Annotated in this window: 5 protein-coding genes and 1 tRNA gene; all 6 read left to right on the top strand. The window is 33.4% G+C overall.

Annotated features, from left to right (window positions below):
- The first annotated feature begins 388 nt into the window (after positions 1-388).
- The 6 genes from KO500_RS08530 (at position 389) to KO500_RS08505 (ending at position 17,872) form a co-directional block, all read left to right on the top strand.
- Positions 389-8,968, top strand: a complete 8,580-nt coding sequence (locus tag KO500_RS08530; RefSeq protein ID WP_215956114.1) for a T9SS type B sorting domain-containing protein — start codon at positions 389-391, stop codon at positions 8,966-8,968.
- 131 nt (positions 8,969-9,099) lie between these two features.
- Positions 9,100-9,174 (top strand) — tRNA-Pro (locus KO500_RS08525).
- Positions 9,175-9,481: 307 nt separating this feature from the next.
- The gene (locus tag KO500_RS08520) at positions 9,482-10,555 is read left to right on the top strand and encodes a polysaccharide lyase family 7 protein (protein WP_215956113.1); all 1,074 of its coding nucleotides are present in this window, start codon (positions 9,482-9,484) and stop codon (positions 10,553-10,555) included.
- Between the two features lie 39 nt (positions 10,556-10,594).
- On the top strand, positions 10,595-11,872 hold the full coding sequence (locus KO500_RS08515; protein ID WP_215956112.1) for an Nramp family divalent metal transporter: 1,278 nt from the start codon (positions 10,595-10,597) through the stop codon (positions 11,870-11,872).
- Positions 11,873-11,883: 11 nt separating this feature from the next.
- Positions 11,884-14,229, top strand: a complete 2,346-nt coding sequence (locus tag KO500_RS08510; RefSeq protein ID WP_215956111.1) for a chondroitinase-B domain-containing protein — start codon at positions 11,884-11,886, stop codon at positions 14,227-14,229.
- Between the two features lie 469 nt (positions 14,230-14,698).
- Positions 14,699-17,872, top strand: coding sequence for a SusC/RagA family TonB-linked outer membrane protein (locus tag KO500_RS08505; RefSeq protein ID WP_215956110.1), 3,174 nt, complete (start codon positions 14,699-14,701; stop codon positions 17,870-17,872).
- The last annotated feature ends 6 nt before the right edge of the window (positions 17,873-17,878 follow it).

The raw sequence follows: 17,878 nt of genomic DNA, 5'->3' as shown, positions 1-17,878 counted from the left end.
AAAAAGTGTTAAATATATATTTTTCTCAATTGCTTTTCTTTTTCTTTTTTTTAAAATCTTCTTTCATTTTCTCAATCATTTTTGTAATGTAAATTGCTTTAATGTCTATAAAAACTTACGTGGTATCGACGAATGGTAATTTAATGTAGTTAAGTGGTAAACTTGTAACGACGGTTCATTTTTTTAAATTTTAATAATTTTCATTGGTTTTACAGCTGTTTGAGCTCTTATTCTATATACTAATTATATAATTTTCCCGTTAAAATACTATTACAAATAATAAATCGAATCTTGTAAGTACAATTTTTTAGATTTTATATAGTAATAACAGCACTGAAGAATATTATTGATCCCAAGTCTTGAATATTCTTTAATAACCTACAAAACTATGTCAAATACAAAAGCTTGGCAATCTTGGTACAAATATGTACTAGTTGTATTCTTTTTAATAATTACCTCGGTAATTGCCAATACTAAAGCTTATAACTTTATTGGTAATTCAACAACTGAGTTATTTAATTCAATTAAAGAAATATCTACTTTTTCAAAAAGTAATGATGTTGATGTTTCTACGAAAACAATAACAACAACTTTCGAACCTTTAATGAAGACAGCAGCGGCGTCTCCTATGTTTTTTACTACAATTGTAGCAAATGCAGATGAAACTGAAACATGTTCAAATGATGGTGCAACCTTAGCTCGATTTAATTTATGTGGTAGTTTTGATGATCGTATTATAGCTTTAGATAATGTATATAGTACTTATGAGTGGCAGAGGCTTGATGAGAGTTCATGTTCTGATTTTGATATAGATTTGGAGTGTCCTACATATACATGTGGAAGTTCTTGGGTTGATGCAGGTAGTGGTTCATCACTAACGCTTGATGCGAGTTCAATCACTTCGGGTGTAGGAGCGGAATATAGAGTTAGAGTTGATGGCGGATCTTACTATTATATTAAAGTTAAAAAGAGTAGTATAAGTCAGACATATGTAAAAACAGACTATATATGTGGTGAGTTGGGTAGAATTCAAATTACAAACTTATCTAGTTCTTATGAGTATGCAATTGATGATGGTACTGGCTTTGGTGCTTGGCAAGGCGCGATTTTCGAAGATTTATTACCAGGAACTTACACAGTTAAAGCTCGTTTAAAAAACACAGACAATACTTGTGAGTATCCATACGAGCCAATTGAAATTGAAACTAAAGATATTGATGTAGATGTAACCTTTGTAGATGCTAATTGCTACGGAGAAAACGGAAGTATTAGTGTTCAAGTAAATAATGTTCCTGGTCCTTATAAGTATACGCTTCTTGATAGCGATGGGGCTGCTCAAGAGTTTTCATCATTCATAGCAAGTGATACTTATGATTTTGCTGCAGTAGGTTTTGGTACTTATAGTATTCAGGTTGATACGCAACAATGTTCAGATGTAGAAAGTGTTGATGTTAACGGAGATACAATCGTAATTGGTGAAGGTTTAGTTGCTTTATCAGCTTCTACAGAGGTAAATAGCAGTTTTGGATGTGCTGATATTACAAGTGTAGATGTTAAAGTAAATACTTCAGGTGGTGCTGCACCTTTTACATATACTGTAAATGGAGGTTCAACAGTAAGCTCTTCTTATACAGATGAATCTACATACACTGTTACATCACCTGGTGATTATAGCTTTTTAATTACCGATGCTAATGGATGTACAATTACAGCGTCAGCAACAGTTCAAGAATTAAGTCCGCCAGACGTAACAGCGTCCGGAATAGATGGTACGTGTACTAATGGTGGTGCTAAAATTAATTTCACAGTTAATAATGCAAATGGATATAATTTATCATACAGAGTTTCATCAACAGATAGTTGGGTGTCAACAACTCAAATTTCAGTAACAGATGGTACTTACGATGAGTTGGAAGTGCAATACGAGCAAGGAGGTTTTTCTTGTACAATTGTATTACCATCTGTAACCGTTACGAGTGATGCAACAATAAGTGGTTCAGCTACTAAAATCGCAGACGAGACTTGTGATGGTTCAGGTGGAACAGTAGAAGGTAGTATAGAATTTAGTCCGGCATCAGGAGGTTCGGGCACGAGTTATGAGTATAGTATTGATGGTGTAAACTTTCAGAGCACATTGTTGTTTTCTAATTTATCATCAGGTACTTATACACCAGTAATTATTGATGATAGTGGTTGTCGATTAGAGTTAACAGCTATTGAAATAGAAGAAGCTGATCCGCCAACAAATTTAGATTTTACACAATCGAATATTAATTGTGCTTTAGGTACTACTGATGTGGAGTTAACAGCTACCGCTAATAGTACAATTGCAAATTATAGTATAATTAGTCCGACTACAATAGATAACGGAACAAATAACAATTTTACGGGTTTAAGCACAACTACATCATACATTTTTCAAATTACAGATGCTAATGGTTGTATTTATACAGAAGGATTTACTCCAGTTGTAATTAGTTCAATTCGTGCTAGAGAAAAATCTGGTGGCGATAAAAGAGTTTGTAATGGAGAAACTGACGGAAGCGGTACATTTATAATTGACGGTTTTGCTACTTCTTATACCTACCAAATAAATTCAGAAGCAGTAAGTGCTGTTCAAACGGATAGTGAAATAGACTTAACTTCAAGAGGTGCAGGTACATATATTATAACAGTAACTGATACTGATACCGGTTGTACAGATACGGCTGAAATTACTATTGAAGAAGCATCATTGATTACATTATCACCTACAGTTACAGCTATGAGTTGTGATAATAATAATACAGGTCGTGTAATAGCAAGTGCCTCAGGAGGTTGGGGTAGTTATAGTTATTCGTTAACATATCCTGATGGTTCTGTTGATGGTCCACAGTCAAATGTTACTTTCTCAAATTTAACAGATGAATCTACACCAGGTTCACCTTATATATTAACAGTTGAAGATTCTGAAGGCTGTACTGAAACTTTTGAGTTTCAATTAACAGCATTATCATCGCCAACAATTTCAATATCGTCATCAAACTTATGTTACGAGCCAGTTGCTGGAGCATCAGTAACGGTAGATGCTACTGGCGGTGATTCAAGTTCTGGCTATGAATATAGAATTAATGGTGGTACTTATCAGTCTAGTGGTTCTTTTTCAAACTTATCACCAGGTACACATACTTTTCAAGTTAGTGATGTAAATGGTTGTACAGATGAAATTTCAGTGACAATTAACCCTCAATTAAGAGTGTCAACTTCAATAGAAACAGAAATACCTTGTGGGGGTAGTCCTGGTGAAATTTTAGTAGAACTTTCTGGTGGTTACCTTAGTTTAACAACACCTAAAGAATATCAAGTGAGTGTTGATGGTGGAGCATATAGTTCGCTAACAACAGTACCTTCAGACTCATTTACTTATGAAGTTGTTGCAGGTGGCACCTATGTTTTTAGAGTAACTGATAATGAAGGTTGTGAAGCATATTCAGAAGAATTAATTGTGGAAGACCCTGATAATATTGAAGCTACAGATGAAGTAATTACGGCGAGTTGTGGTGATCCTGATAGTGGTGGTGTAGTAATTACACCAACAGCATCTAGTGGAGTTCCTCCGTTTGAAATAGATTTTGATGGAGCAGGTTTTACATCGCAAACTGTTTATACTGGTCTAACATCAGGAGTAACATATAATTATACTGTTCGTGATTCTAGAGGGTGTTTAACTGTAGGTAAATCTGTTACAATAACAGATAACCCTAACGGTGCACCTGATGCAAATGTTTCTGCTTTAGAAGCTAGTTGTAGCGTTGCAGGTGAAGAAGTTTCAGGAAGTATAATTATAAATAGTGTTGCTGATGGTACTCCAGATTTTACTTATGTGATTTCTGATGCTTATGGTAATGAAATAATAACTGTAGGTCCTACATCCAGTACTTCAGAGACAATTACAGATTCAAGTTTAGTCCCAGGTACATACACTGTTAGAACTGTTGATGCTTCTGGTTGTACCGATGAAGATACGGTAACAATTGGGCAAACTACTTTAACAGTGGTGCCAGATCCAGTAACGCCAGCTTGTAATGCATCTGGTTTTTCAAATACTGTTACTATAATTGGCGGAGATGCTGCAGAAGATTTTCTAATCCGATTGACAACAGATACAAGTTCACCAGTTGTACCAAATATTCCTCCGAGACAACATACATTTGATAATTTAGAATATGGAGTTACATATACAGTAGAGGTTACTGATGTTGGAGCAGGTGGATGTATTTATTATATAGAAATTCCGCCACAAGACGCTGATTCTCCATTAAATATTACGGCAACATCACCTGTAGCTTTCTGTGATGACTCTGGGAATGGAAGAACTGATTTTACAGTTTCTGATTTTTCAGGAGATATAACAATTGATTTAATTGACCCAATCACAGGTGCAATTTTACAGACGGACACTGCGGATACAGCTACAGTAGGTACAGATTATGATGGTTTTTTCGAAATTGTTCCAGATCGTTATACGGTTAGAGTAACCGATAGTGATACTTGTACTGATGCTACGATTATTGATGTGATTTTAAATATTCCAAGTATTGATATAATATCTAATATACCAGCCAACTGTAATGCTCAAGGTCAGTTAACTGTTCGTGGTAGTGGTGGTGATGGAGGTCCTTATCAGTATGCATTTGTTCCAGCAGGAACAACACCAGATAAAGATGGAACTTTGACTCCTTCTGATACTAGTGATGATTTTTCATCAGCAACGACAGCTGTTTTAGATGGTAGTTTATCTGGTACTGCTTATGATATTTATGTTATAGATGGTAGAGGTTGTACTTTTAACGTAACTGAAAGCGTAATTTTATTACAACCAGAATTGCCAGAACCAACAATTGTTGTTGATAACCAATGTGATGCTACAGCTTCAGCTTTTGATATAACAGCCTCGTTGCCAGACTGGGTAAATTCGCCAACATTTACATTAAATGGAGAGAGTAAAACAGGTGTTTTTAATACTACAACAAACCTATGGGAAGTATCTTATACAGTAAGCACACCTGGTGATTATACGGTTGAAGTTATTGATGCAAACGGTTGTTTTGGATCTGGTATTGGTACAGTTTATGAATATTTGACGGGTACAGCAGAGTTTAGTACAATGCCAAGTTGTAATAATGATGATGGTGTAATTACAGTATCACCAAATGGAGGTAGTGGTAATTTTAGTTTCGAGTTATTTGATGATTCAAGTGCTTCTTTAGGTAGTAACACTACAGGAGTTTTTGATGATCAAACTCCAGGCGATTATGAAATTTTAATTACAGATAATGAAGTGACTGATGGTGTTGTTAATTGCCAGTACACAGTAAATGTGTCACTTGAAGATGCTACTCCACCAATAATTGAAGAAGAAATTAAAGAAGATATTACTTGTAACGGTGCTGATAATGGTAGTATAACTATTGTTTTGCAAGCGGGCTCAGATGTTGATAATCCAATAGAATATATATTAACGAATTTAGATGACTCATCAACTACAACAAATAGTACGGGTACATTCGATAATTTGTCTGAGGCAGATTATCAAGTAGAAGTGGTTACAGATAGAGGATGTAGTGTTACGTCAAGTGTTTTTGAAATCATTGAGCCAGTGCCTTTCCTTATTGAAGCTACAAATACTGATTTTGCTTGTGAAGTAGGAGCAAACAGATTTAGTTCAGCAACAATTACTGTTGATTTAGCAACAGTATCAGGAGTAGTGCAAGAAGGTACAGTAGGTTCCGGGTATCAATACAGTATTACAGGTTATGAGAACTACCAAACGTCAAATACTTTTGAAATTATTGATGATGGTACAACACAAAATATTACAGTATACGCAATAGATGGTAATGGCTGTAGAGATGAATTTGATGTTGTAATAGCACCACCATCTGAGGTGCAAGGTGCAATAGCAGTACAATCAGTTTTAAATTGTGAAGATGATGAGGTGGTTAGGATTACAGTAGTTGGTACAAGTGACTTTACTGTTCAAACAACTTCCGCAACAGCAGTAGCTGATGTTACAAATTCAGGTTCAAATGATTATGTTGATATTAATTTACCAGTTTCTGGTGAATATTTATTTGTAGTTCAAGATAATGTAACTGGGTGTTTATATCCATTACCAAGGCATGATGTTGTTGATCCAATTTCACCAATAGCAACTATTAGTGAAGCAACACCAATACAATGTTTTGGTGATAATAATGGAGAATTATTTATTGAAGTTTCGGATTATGATGGCGAATATGAGTACAATGTATATGAAAGTACAGATACTTCTCAAACAACATCATTAGCAACGGGTATTTTTAATACAGCTAATTATCCTGATGTATTAGGTGATGAGGCGAGAATTTCAGGTCTAGAAGGAGGTAATTACTTTGTAACGGTTAGAGCTATAGATAATCCTAAGTGTACTGATATTAGTAATGTAACTAATATTAGAACTCCAAATGGTGTGTTATCGGTTTCAACAGTTGAAATAGATAATGTAAGTTGTACTGATGATACAGGTAAAATTGTGGCTACTGGAGTTGGTGGTTGGGATTCTTCACCATATGAGTATAGATTATTAATGCAAGATGCAACAGGTACTATAGCTATAGGTTCAGAAACATATGTTGAGCTTGTTGCTTATGGTAGCGCAAATGAATTTACAGATTTATCAAGTGGTGATTATATCGTAGAAATTAAAGATGTTGAAGAATGTTCAAGTTCATCTGCAATAACTTTAAACCCTATTGATCCAATCGTAGCTGAAATTAGAGAAACGCAAGAATTAGTTTGTCCTGATGGTAATGATGCAATATTAGAATCTTTCGATCCTGCAAGTGGAGATAGTGATACAGGTGTAGCAGGTGCTAGTGGCGGTGTGCCAGGTGCAGGTTATAAATATCAATTACTATACTTAAATAGTAATGATAATACTGATATTGCCTCAACAAGCGGATTACAAGATAGTCCAACTTTTGATGGAATGACTAGTGGTTTTATTAGCGCAGGTTGGTATGCAATTGAGGTGTCATCAAGTTACAACTGTGTAACTGTTACAGAGCCTTACTATGTAGAGCCTCCAACACCAATTGACCCTAAATTAGTGCAGGTAACTGCTCCAGGTTGTGGTGGTGATGGTCAAATTCAGTTGAGTGTTGAAAATCCAGAAGCAGGATTTAGCTATGAGTATAGATTAACAAGTGCTGCTGATACTGATCCTTTTATTCAAATGGTAGGAACATCGGTACTTATTGATGCAACAATTGGTTTTTATCAATATGATGTTCGAAAAGTTGGTGATTCAGGCGTATGTAAGAGTTTATCTTCTGAAGGTATTACTTTGGTTGATGCTCAAGATATAGATTTAGTAGCTAATTTACCAGATGATATTTCATGTGCATCAGAAACTGATGGTCGTATAGAATCTTTCTCATCAGGAGGAGTTGGTGCTGAGATGTATACTTTGTATTTAGGTAATCCTACACCATCTGCAGCGTACACGGCTTTTAGTCCAGACCCTGCGGCAACGGTAGTAATGGGGCCACAATCAGATGGAACTTTTGAAGGACTTGATGAAGGTGAGTATTACATAACTGTAACTAGTGGTACAACTTGTTATGATGTTGAGGGGCCTCTAGTGATTGAAAGACCAGAACCTATAGTCTACAACATAACAACTACGAATATCAGTTGTAATGGTGAAGAAAATGGTACAATTACAATTGAAGTTTTAAGTGGAGGTGAAGGTTTAGTTCAATTTTCAATCAATCCTAACTTTAATGAATTTTTTATAGATAGTGATAATCCTAATATTTACACTTTTGAAAATTTAGATGCAGGTTCAGATTATGAAATTCTAATTCAGGATGAGCAAGGTTGTGGTGAGTTTGTAATGGTAGATCCAATAACAGAACCAGAAGTATTAAGTATATCAACAGTTGTTACGCAACCAGAAATTTGTTTAGATGCTTTTGATGGAGAAGTGCAATTTGCAATAACAGGCGGAACTCCTTTTGAAGATGTATTAGGTATTTCATATTATGAAACAAAAATTGAAGGAGAAGGTTTCCCTGAAATAGACCCAAGTGACATCACTGAAGGGTTCACGCGTAATGATGATTTACTGTTTACGAACCTTCAAGGGGGTGAATGGTATCATTTATATGTTCGTGATCAAAATGGTTGTGTTGATGAAACGTTTTTTGAAATTGAGCTTGGTGTCGATTTAACTGCAGAAGCAATTCCAGAATATGGTTGTGAAGGTATATTCCCTAATAGTACTGTAAATGTTGAAATGGCTGATAGTTCAGTAGTTTCAGACTTAATGTACAGTCTTGATGTTGATGACATCACCCTTGCAACATCACAAAGCACATTTGGTGATTTGCCAGCAGGAGATCATATTGTGTATATATACCATAGTAATGGTTGTATGACGCAAGTAGATTTTACGATAGAAGAATATGACCCGTTATCATTAACAGTTACAAAAACAGCTGCAAATGAAATAACTGCAGTAGCAGAAGGCGGTTATGGTAATTATGATTATTCATTCCAAGGAATATCCACTGGTAGTGTAAATACTTTTGAAGTATTTATGGATACGGATATAATGGTTCAGGTAGAAGATGAAAAAGGATGTTTTGTTACAGTAACCATTCCATTTGATTTTGATACTGTTCCTGAGTTTCCAAATTTCTTTACACCAGACGGAGATAATAATAACGATACATGGGAGCCTAACAATAGAGAGTACTTCCCTTATATTGAAGTGAAGATTTATGATAGGTATGGTAGAGTAGTAGCTGTATTAAATCAAATTACTTCGTGGGATGGGACTTATGAAGGTAACGATTTACCTAGTGGAGATTATTGGTATGTAGTTAATGCAAATGACGAAGATAAGCAACAGTATGTAGGTCACTTTACCTTATACAGATAAAATTAAATGTGCTATTAAAAAAAGGTGTCAATATTATTGACACCTTTTTTTGTTGAATAACTTTGATATAGAAATAATTATTATATATTTGCAGTCCGAAAAATAAAGGTCTTTTAGCCTTATCTTTTTTTCGGGGTGTAGCGTAGCCCGGTTATCGCGCCGCGTTTGGGACGCGGAGGTCGCAGGTTCGAATCCTGCCACCCCGACAAAACCTTCTGAGAAATCAGAAGGTTTTTTGTTTTTATACCGGTTTCCTCTCTTTTCAAGTGTAAATTATTTTGCCTCAATTTATGAGGCTTTCCGAGCTTTATTGGCCTTCAATTGCATTTTTAGTTAATAATTAAAAAGAAAAATCCTTTTAATTTTTTGATACTATTTAAATATAATTATATTTGGTACACCAAATTGGTGTACCAAATATTTAATAGTGAATAATTAAATAAGTTGCGAAATTATCTTTTTGATATTGTAAAAAACTTATTTTTAGTAAAAAAAGAATAAAAAATTAAGTAAATGAATATTTTAGATATTAAGCGATACTTTCAATCATTTTTATTAATTGGTGTTTTATTCTTAATGAATAGTTGTTCAAATACAGCAAAAAAAACCAAAAACGAAACTGAGAAAATAACTAAAAAGGTAAATACATACCCAAGTGACGTTATTCCATTTATGAAAGAATGGAAAATACTTTTAGGTGACGGTACTCATACTGAAGAGTTAGTTGACTATGCAAAAGATGATTTTTTCTACGTTGAGAAAGAAAATGATATAGATTGGGTGGTTTACAAAACACCTAATTCAGGAATTACGTCAAAAACATCAAGCAATACAAGAACGGAATTAGGACAAAAAAAACATTGGATTCCTGAAACAGGGGGTAAGTTAACAGGAACATTAAAAGTAAAACATGTTTCTACTTCTGGCGATGCAAGAGTAGCGGCTTCATATTCTGTAGTAGTTGGTCAAATACATAGTGATGAAGGTCATGAAAATGAACCTATAAAAATATTTTACAAAAAATTCCCAGGCCATACTAAAGGCTCTGTATTTTGGAATTATGAAATAAATACAGAGGGTGATAATTCTGGAAGATGGGATTATTCAACTGCTATTTGGGGTGATAATATGTCTGTTGTAGGAGAAACTCCTGATACATACCCTGAAGAACCACAAGATGGTATTGCTTTGGGTGAAGAATTTAGTTATGAGATTAATGTTTATAAAGGTATTATGTATTTGACTTTTACTAGTGATAATCATAAGACAGTAAAATTTACAAAAAACTTATTAAAATCTGATTTTTCTACTAAAGAAGAAATTCCTGAACAAATATGGTCATTATATGCAGTAATTGGTCGTGATGGTGTGGAACGAGAAAATGCTTATGCAGGTGAAATACAATATTTTAAACAAGGCGCATACAATCAAACCAACGGAAAATCTCCAGATAAGAATATAGTATGGAGTACAGGTTCTGAAACTTATGGAGGTGATATAGCTAAGCAATATGCAAATGGTTGCTATGCTGAGGTTTGGTTTAAAGAAGCTACGGTCGGAGAAGGAACCGATCCAAATAATGATTAAAATACCCTTAACTCAACCAACTATTTAAATAACCAAAACATGTCAGAAACTAAAGAGAAAAAATCCATTTTTAAAAAAATAATTGCTTTAGTTTTAAGTTTTGGCCCCGGTATTTTTGCCATAGGTTACACCATTGGTACAGGCAGTGTAACTTCAATGATAGTAGCAGGTAGTAAATTTAATATGGTATTACTATGGGTCTTGTTGTTAAGTTGCTTATTCTCTGGTATTTTAATGTTTGTCTATGGCAATTATGCTTTATTAACAGGAGAAACTGCACTTTTCGGCTTCAAAAAACATTTTAAATACGGTAAAACATTAGCAATCTTAATCATTATAGGAATTACGTTTGGTCAATGGAATTCATTAATGGGAATTTTAGGAATTTCTTCCAACATTATTTATGAAATTTTAGCAGTTAATTTTAAAGGGTTTAATGATATTAAATATGAAGTTGTTTTAGTAATTGCTATCGTTATAATAGTTTCATTTTACTTACTAATGTTGGTAGGTAAATATACTTTCTTTGAAAAAATACTAGTCATTTTTGTAACATTAATGGGTTTGTCATTTGTATTGTCATTATGCATGGTGCAACCACTACCTGTTGATGTAGTTAAAGGTCTAATGCCTTCAATACCTAATGTTCCTGACGGTAAAATGTTAGTAGCTGCTTTTGTTGGTACTACTATGGCAGCGGCAACATTTTTATCAAGACCATTATTTGTAAAAGGAAAAGGTTGGACTGTTAAAAATTTAAAAGATCAAAAGAAAGATTCTATAACAGCTGCTATTTTAATTTTTGTAATAAGTGCTACTATAATGGCAGTAGCTGCTGGCGCTTTATTTTATGAAGGTAAAGAAGTTGCAAATGTGTTAGATATGGCAAATACTTTAGAGCCAGTAGCAGGAAAATGGGCGGTAACTATATTCTTTTTTGGAGCTTTAAGCGCTGGTTTATCTTCAATATTCCCCTGTTTATTAATAGCACCACTCTTAGTTGCAGATTACCAATCGGGGCAATTAGACACGAGTTCACGTCAGTTTAAAATAATAACTGCTGTAGCTTGTTTAGTGGCTTTAATTGGTCCCGCATTTGGTGCAAACCCTATAGAAATTCAAATATTGTCACAAGTATTTAATGTCTTTATTCTTCCATTGGTAGTATTGGGTATTATTCTATTAGTGAATAGTAAGAAAGTAATGAAAGATTACAAAACCAGTATTTGGATAAACATTGGTTTGTATGCGGCATTATTTTTCTCATGCGTAGTATCTTATACTGGTGTAATTGGAATTATGACAAAATATTTTTAATAAATTTATATATGAAAACTCAACTTAAGTATTCTATTTTAGTATTCTCTTTAATATTCATTTTTTCATGCAAAGAGACTAATAAAAGTTCTGAAAATGATGATTTATTGGTGACGGATATAATTGAATTTAATGATGCTGTGAAAAATGCCAATCCAGGTGATGTGATCACACTAGCTAATGGAGTTTGGAATGATGCGGAATTGGTTTTTGAAGGAAATGGTACTTTCGAAAAACCCATTACTTTAACAGTAGAAGAAAAGGGTAAAGTAACTTTAGAAGGTAATTCTAACCTTCAACTAGCCGGAGAGTATTTAATTGTTGATGGTTTGGTGTTTAAAAATGGATACACACCCACTAATGCAGTTATATCTTTTAGGAAAAATAGAGAAGAAATGGCTAATAATAGCCGTCTGACGGATTGTGTTATTGATAATTATAATAACCCTGAGCGTCAAGTTCAAGATTACTGGATTACTATTTATGGAAAAAATAACCGAATAGATCATAATCATATTGAAGGGAAAAAGAATTTAGGTGTAACCATGATTGTTGGTTTGGATACTAAAGAGAGTAGAGCAAATAATCACAAAATTGATCATAATTATTTTGGACCAAGACCTACCTACGGAAATAATGGAGGGGAAACCTTAAGAATAGGAACAAGTCACCATGCATTGGAAAACTCAAATACTTTGGTAGAATCTAATTATTTTGATAGAACTAACGGTGAGCATGAAATTATATCAAATAAAGCATGCCAGAATACATTTAAATACAATACTTTTTTCGAATGTACGGGTACTTTAACTATGCGTCATGGTAATGAAACTCTAGTAGATGGAAATGTATTTATAGGTAATGGAAAACCTAGTACTGGTGGTGTTCGTGTAATTAATGAAACACAAACGGTTATCAATAATTATCATGTTGGTTTAACAGGCTACCGTTTTAGAGGAGCATTTGTTATGATGAATGGTGTTCCTGATTCACCTCCAAATCGTTATGTTCCTGTAATAGATTCTAAAGTGAACAACAATACATTTGTTAATTGCGATCACATTCAACTATGCGCAGGTAGTGATGCAGAACGAAGTCAAGCACCGAGAACATCTGAAATTTCAGGAAATGTATTTTATAACGAAAATAAGAAAGATATTTTTACGGTTTATGATGATATCAGCGGGATTAACTTTGAGGATAATTTATTAAATGAAAGTGGAGAAACTAGTATAAAGCAAGGGTTTGAAAATGTAGCCATTAGCTTAGTTAAAAATGAACAAGGGTTTTTAATTCCGCAATCAGATAAGATTAAAAATAAAATAACTATTAGCCCTAAAATTGCAACTAAAGGAAATACAGGTACATCTTATTATTATAAATCAGATTCTGAAATAGCTTTAAATTCAGGTAAAACTATAAAAGTAAAAGCAGGAATAAATACCTTATATGATATTGTTAAAACTTCAGAAGCAGGTGATATTATTGAATTGGAAGAAGGCGGTACGTATTTAATAACTAAAGCTGTAAAAATTAATCATCCACTAACATTTAAAACATCAGGAGAAAAAAAAGCTACGATATTATTTGAGCGTATGATGGCTTTTGAAATACAAAATGGAGGAAGCTTATCACTAGTAAATATGTCCTTTGATGGAACTAAATCTCCAGATTATGCAGGTAATTCCGTTATAAGTACTAGTAAAAACTCTATGATTGAGAATTATAAGCTATTTATTAATAATTGTGAGTTTAAAGATATGGTTGTAAATCATTCTTTTGATGTACTTCGGGTTTCAAAAGGTACATTTGCCGATACCATTAGCATACAAAATTCAACATTTAAAAACATATCGGGTCATATTACCGCATTAGATAAAGAAACTGATGACATAGGTGCTTATAATGTAGAATATTTTATCATGAAAAATAACACAGTGTCTAATTTGCAGGGTGCAGCGTTACGCTTATATAGAGGTGGTAAAGATGAGAGTACTTTTGGTCCATTTTTAGAAATAGATCATAATTTATTTGATAATGTAGGTCATGGTAAGAAAAATAAATACAAAACAGCAATATCATTATATGGTGTACAAGTAAATGATATTGAGAATAATATTTTTAATAATTCCAAAGGACTTAATATGCATTTGGTAGTTGGTGAACCTATTGTAAATATTTATAATAATAATTTTTACAATTCTGATATGCTTGAAGTAACAGGAGATCAGAAATATAATGTGAAGAATTTATGGACGTTTAATCCTGGTTTTTCTTCAGACTCATTTAAGTTGTCAGAAAGCTCTCCATTAAATAAAAAAGGGACAGATAATAAAAATTTAGGTCCTTTAAATTAAAATAGGTAAAATGGTGTTTGTTAATTATAAGTTAATGAGTGCCGTTTAATTTACCACTCATTTTATTAATCAACTAATGAATTTAGTTGAATTAGCTTACGTTTCTATACTTATTCAGACAAGTTATTTTCCACGTTTTGTATAAAAATGCAAATTTTTAAAATTTTATAGTTGATGTTCTCAATTAACTAAATGATTTTACAAGAGGCGATTGTGTCTTTTGTTTATTAATTATTCTCATGTCTGCATTAAAATCATTTTATGCATTTCATGATTTAAGGGGTTTAAAAAATCAATTTAGCTGATTTTCATTGTAAATTTTATGTATTTCACAATAAAAGTTAAAATAAATTTTTTATTTAACAATTAAATAACATATATTTGAAATGTTAAATTGGTACACCAAATTGGAGCACCAAAATTTCAACCAAAAAAACTCATATTATTTAATAACTAAAGTGAATGTCAAATGAATTTAAAAACTAAACTTACTTTGTTGTTGATGATGATATTTAATGTATCATTATTTGCACAAGACGGGTACCAATTATCCGGTACGGTATCAGATGAGGCCAATGTGCCAATTCCGGGTGTAAATGTTGTAATTGCCAATTCTTCAAAAGGAACGGCAACTGATTTTGATGGAAATTATCAAATTAATGTAAAAAGTGGCGATGTACTTAAAGTATCTTCAATCGGGTATGTATCTCAAACAATTACAATAACAAATCAGAAAACTCTTAATATTACTTTAGCTGAAGATGCAGCATTGTTGGAAGAAGTTGTGGTAGTAGGGTATGGTACACGAAAAAAATCACATTTAACTGGTGCAGTTGCTAAAGTTGGAGGTGACGATGTTGCTGCAATACAAGCTACTCGTGTTGATGATGCTTTAGCAGGTAAATTACCAGGTGTATTAATTCAGAATCAAAATGGTTCTCCTGGTGCAGATCCAAAAATTCAAATTAGAGCAGCATCATCAATATCAGGTGATTCAAGTCCTTTAATTGTTGTTGACGGTTATCCTATTTCAGGAAGTTTAGCAACAGTAAACCCTAATGATATTGAAAGCTTAGAGGTTTTAAAAGATGCTGCTTCTGCCGCTATCTACGGATCAAGAGGTGCAAACGGTGTTATTTTAGTAACAACTAAAAAAGGAAAATCTGGTAAAGCAACTTTTAGTTATAATGCTTACACTAGCTTCTCAAGTAAATACAGAGATAATATTTTAATGTCTGGACCTGAATGGGCGGCTTTTTCAAGACAAGAGATTGCTGCAGGTAACTGGGATCTTTCTCAAGTTGATTCTGATTTTGTAGAATACAGACTAAATGCTTACGAAAATTCACCTGGTGCTATTAGCCCTGAAGATTGGTTATTTAGAGGAGGAAGTACAGTAAGTCATGATTTTAGTATGAGTGGTGGTACTGATGATGTAAATTATTTTGCTTCAATTGGTTACCAAAATTCTGAAGGTGTAATAATTACGGAAGGTTTTGAACGTTTAAATGCACGTTTAAATGTAGATGCTAAGTTAGGAGACAAATTTAAAACAGGAATTAGCTTTAACGGTTTTACTTCACATAGAGATATGTTAGGTCACGATATGCGAGATCTTTTGAGAGCTTATGGAGTACACCCAGTATATCATACCGAAGAATCTATTGCTTTTGTACAACAATTAGATGCTCAAGCACAGTCTTTAGGTCTTGCTGCTTTTGATGATGGTTACAGAGGGTCAACTTACGAAGCAAGTAGTATTTACGAATTAGAGCCTGGTATGGCTGCTCAAGATTGGCATTATGGTAGAGCTAATAATGGTATTGGTGGTTCAGGTGACGCAGGACCTGCAGCAAAACTTGATAATACTGAACGTTGGGAAAGAACATTTTTTGGAAACGTAAGCTCTTACCTTCAATTAAATATTTTAGATGGTTTAAATGCAAAAACTGTTTTAGGAGGCGATCTTAAAGATACTCAGTTTTATGAACATAGATTATTAGGTTATGATTCTAGAGCTCGAACTACACAAACATATATGGATCAAACAGATTTAAAAGTATCTTCTGTTTTAAGTGAGACAACTTTAAATTATGCAAAGGTATTTGGTAAGCATGATATATCTGCCGTAGCTGGTGTTGAATTTCAAACGACAACATTAAGAGGCACATCTTTAGATGGTGTAAATGTTCCTGATACAGAAATACAAAATTACAATCTTTTTGACCCTTCTGATATTACAGTTACGGAAAGAGATGAAACTAGAGTAAGAGAAAGTGTATTTGGTAGAATAAACTATGCATATGATGATCGTTTTTTAATATCAGCATCTGTAAGAAGAGATGGAGATTCTCGTTTTGGAGCTAATAATAAATTTGAAACTTTCCCAGCACTTTCTTTAGGTTGGAATGTTCATAACGAATCATTTTTACAAGAAAGTGAAGGTTTAAGTCAATTGAAATTAAGATTTAGTACAGGTTCATTAGGTACAACATCTTTCTTAGGTTCTTATGATGCATTGAGTCTTCTTGAGCCACAAGCAACTATTTATGGTACAGGTTTTTTAATTCCTGATAATGTTGCAAATCCAGATTTAACTTGGCAAACAAATACAGAAACAAACTATGGTATTGATTTAGGCTTGTTTAAAAATAGAATTAGGTTTAGTGTAGATTATTACACGTCTGATATTGAAGATATATTAATTAACCAAAGTGTTTCAGAAGTGTTAGGTACTTCATCAATCGTGCTTAATTCAGGTGATGTTAGAAGTTCTGGTCTTGAATTAGAATTAAATGCAAGAGTTATACAGAATGACAATTTTTCGTGGTCTTTTGGAGCTAACCTTTCTACAGTAGACACAGAAATTAAAGATTTAGGAGGTTTGGAAGAATTACCACAAGCAATTTACGGTGTTAGTGGTAGAGGGCCAGTGTTTAGAAACTATGTAGGTGGAGAAATTGGAGAAATGTGGGGATTAGAAACTATCGGTGATGTTGAAATGATTTACTTAGAAGATGGTACTAGACATCCAAACAATGCAACAGGTGAATCTTATGTTGTTGATCAAAATGGTGATGGTGTAATTGATAATACAAGAAGTGTTGAAGATGGTGGTGATTTAGTAAAAATAGGGCAAAATTCACCAGATTTTTACTGGGGTATGTCACACACATTTAACTACAAAAACGTTGATATGTCATTACAATTTCAAGGTTCACATGGAGCAGAAGTTTATAATATTGATCCATTGTATTATGAATCTCAATGGAGTGGAAGGTTAGTAGATAGTTTTGATGCTGATGGTGACGGAATTGCTGATCATAACGGAGAGTTTTATACAGGAAACAGATATCAAACTGATGCTATGATTCAAGATGCATCATATATAGCTTTAAGAAATTTAACAATTGGATATACATTTAATTCAGATTTGACTGATAAGTTAGGTTTAAACTCAGTAAGATTATATGCTGCAGGGACTAATCTATTATATATCTGGGCTGATAATTATACATCGTATAACCCAGAAGGTGTTTATACATCAGGTGGAGATTATTTAGGGCCAACAACATACGGTGCTCAGGTAGGTGCTGCACCAGTAGTAAGAAGTTTTACTTTGGGCTTAAATGTTAACTTTTAAAAAATA

The sequence above is a fragment of the Cellulophaga baltica genome (genome assembly GCF_018861125.1).
GTDB lineage: Bacteria > Bacteroidota > Bacteroidia > Flavobacteriales > Flavobacteriaceae > Cellulophaga > Cellulophaga baltica_A.
Note: the sequence above shows the minus strand (reverse complement) of the source record. Positions and strands in the feature narration are given on the sequence as shown.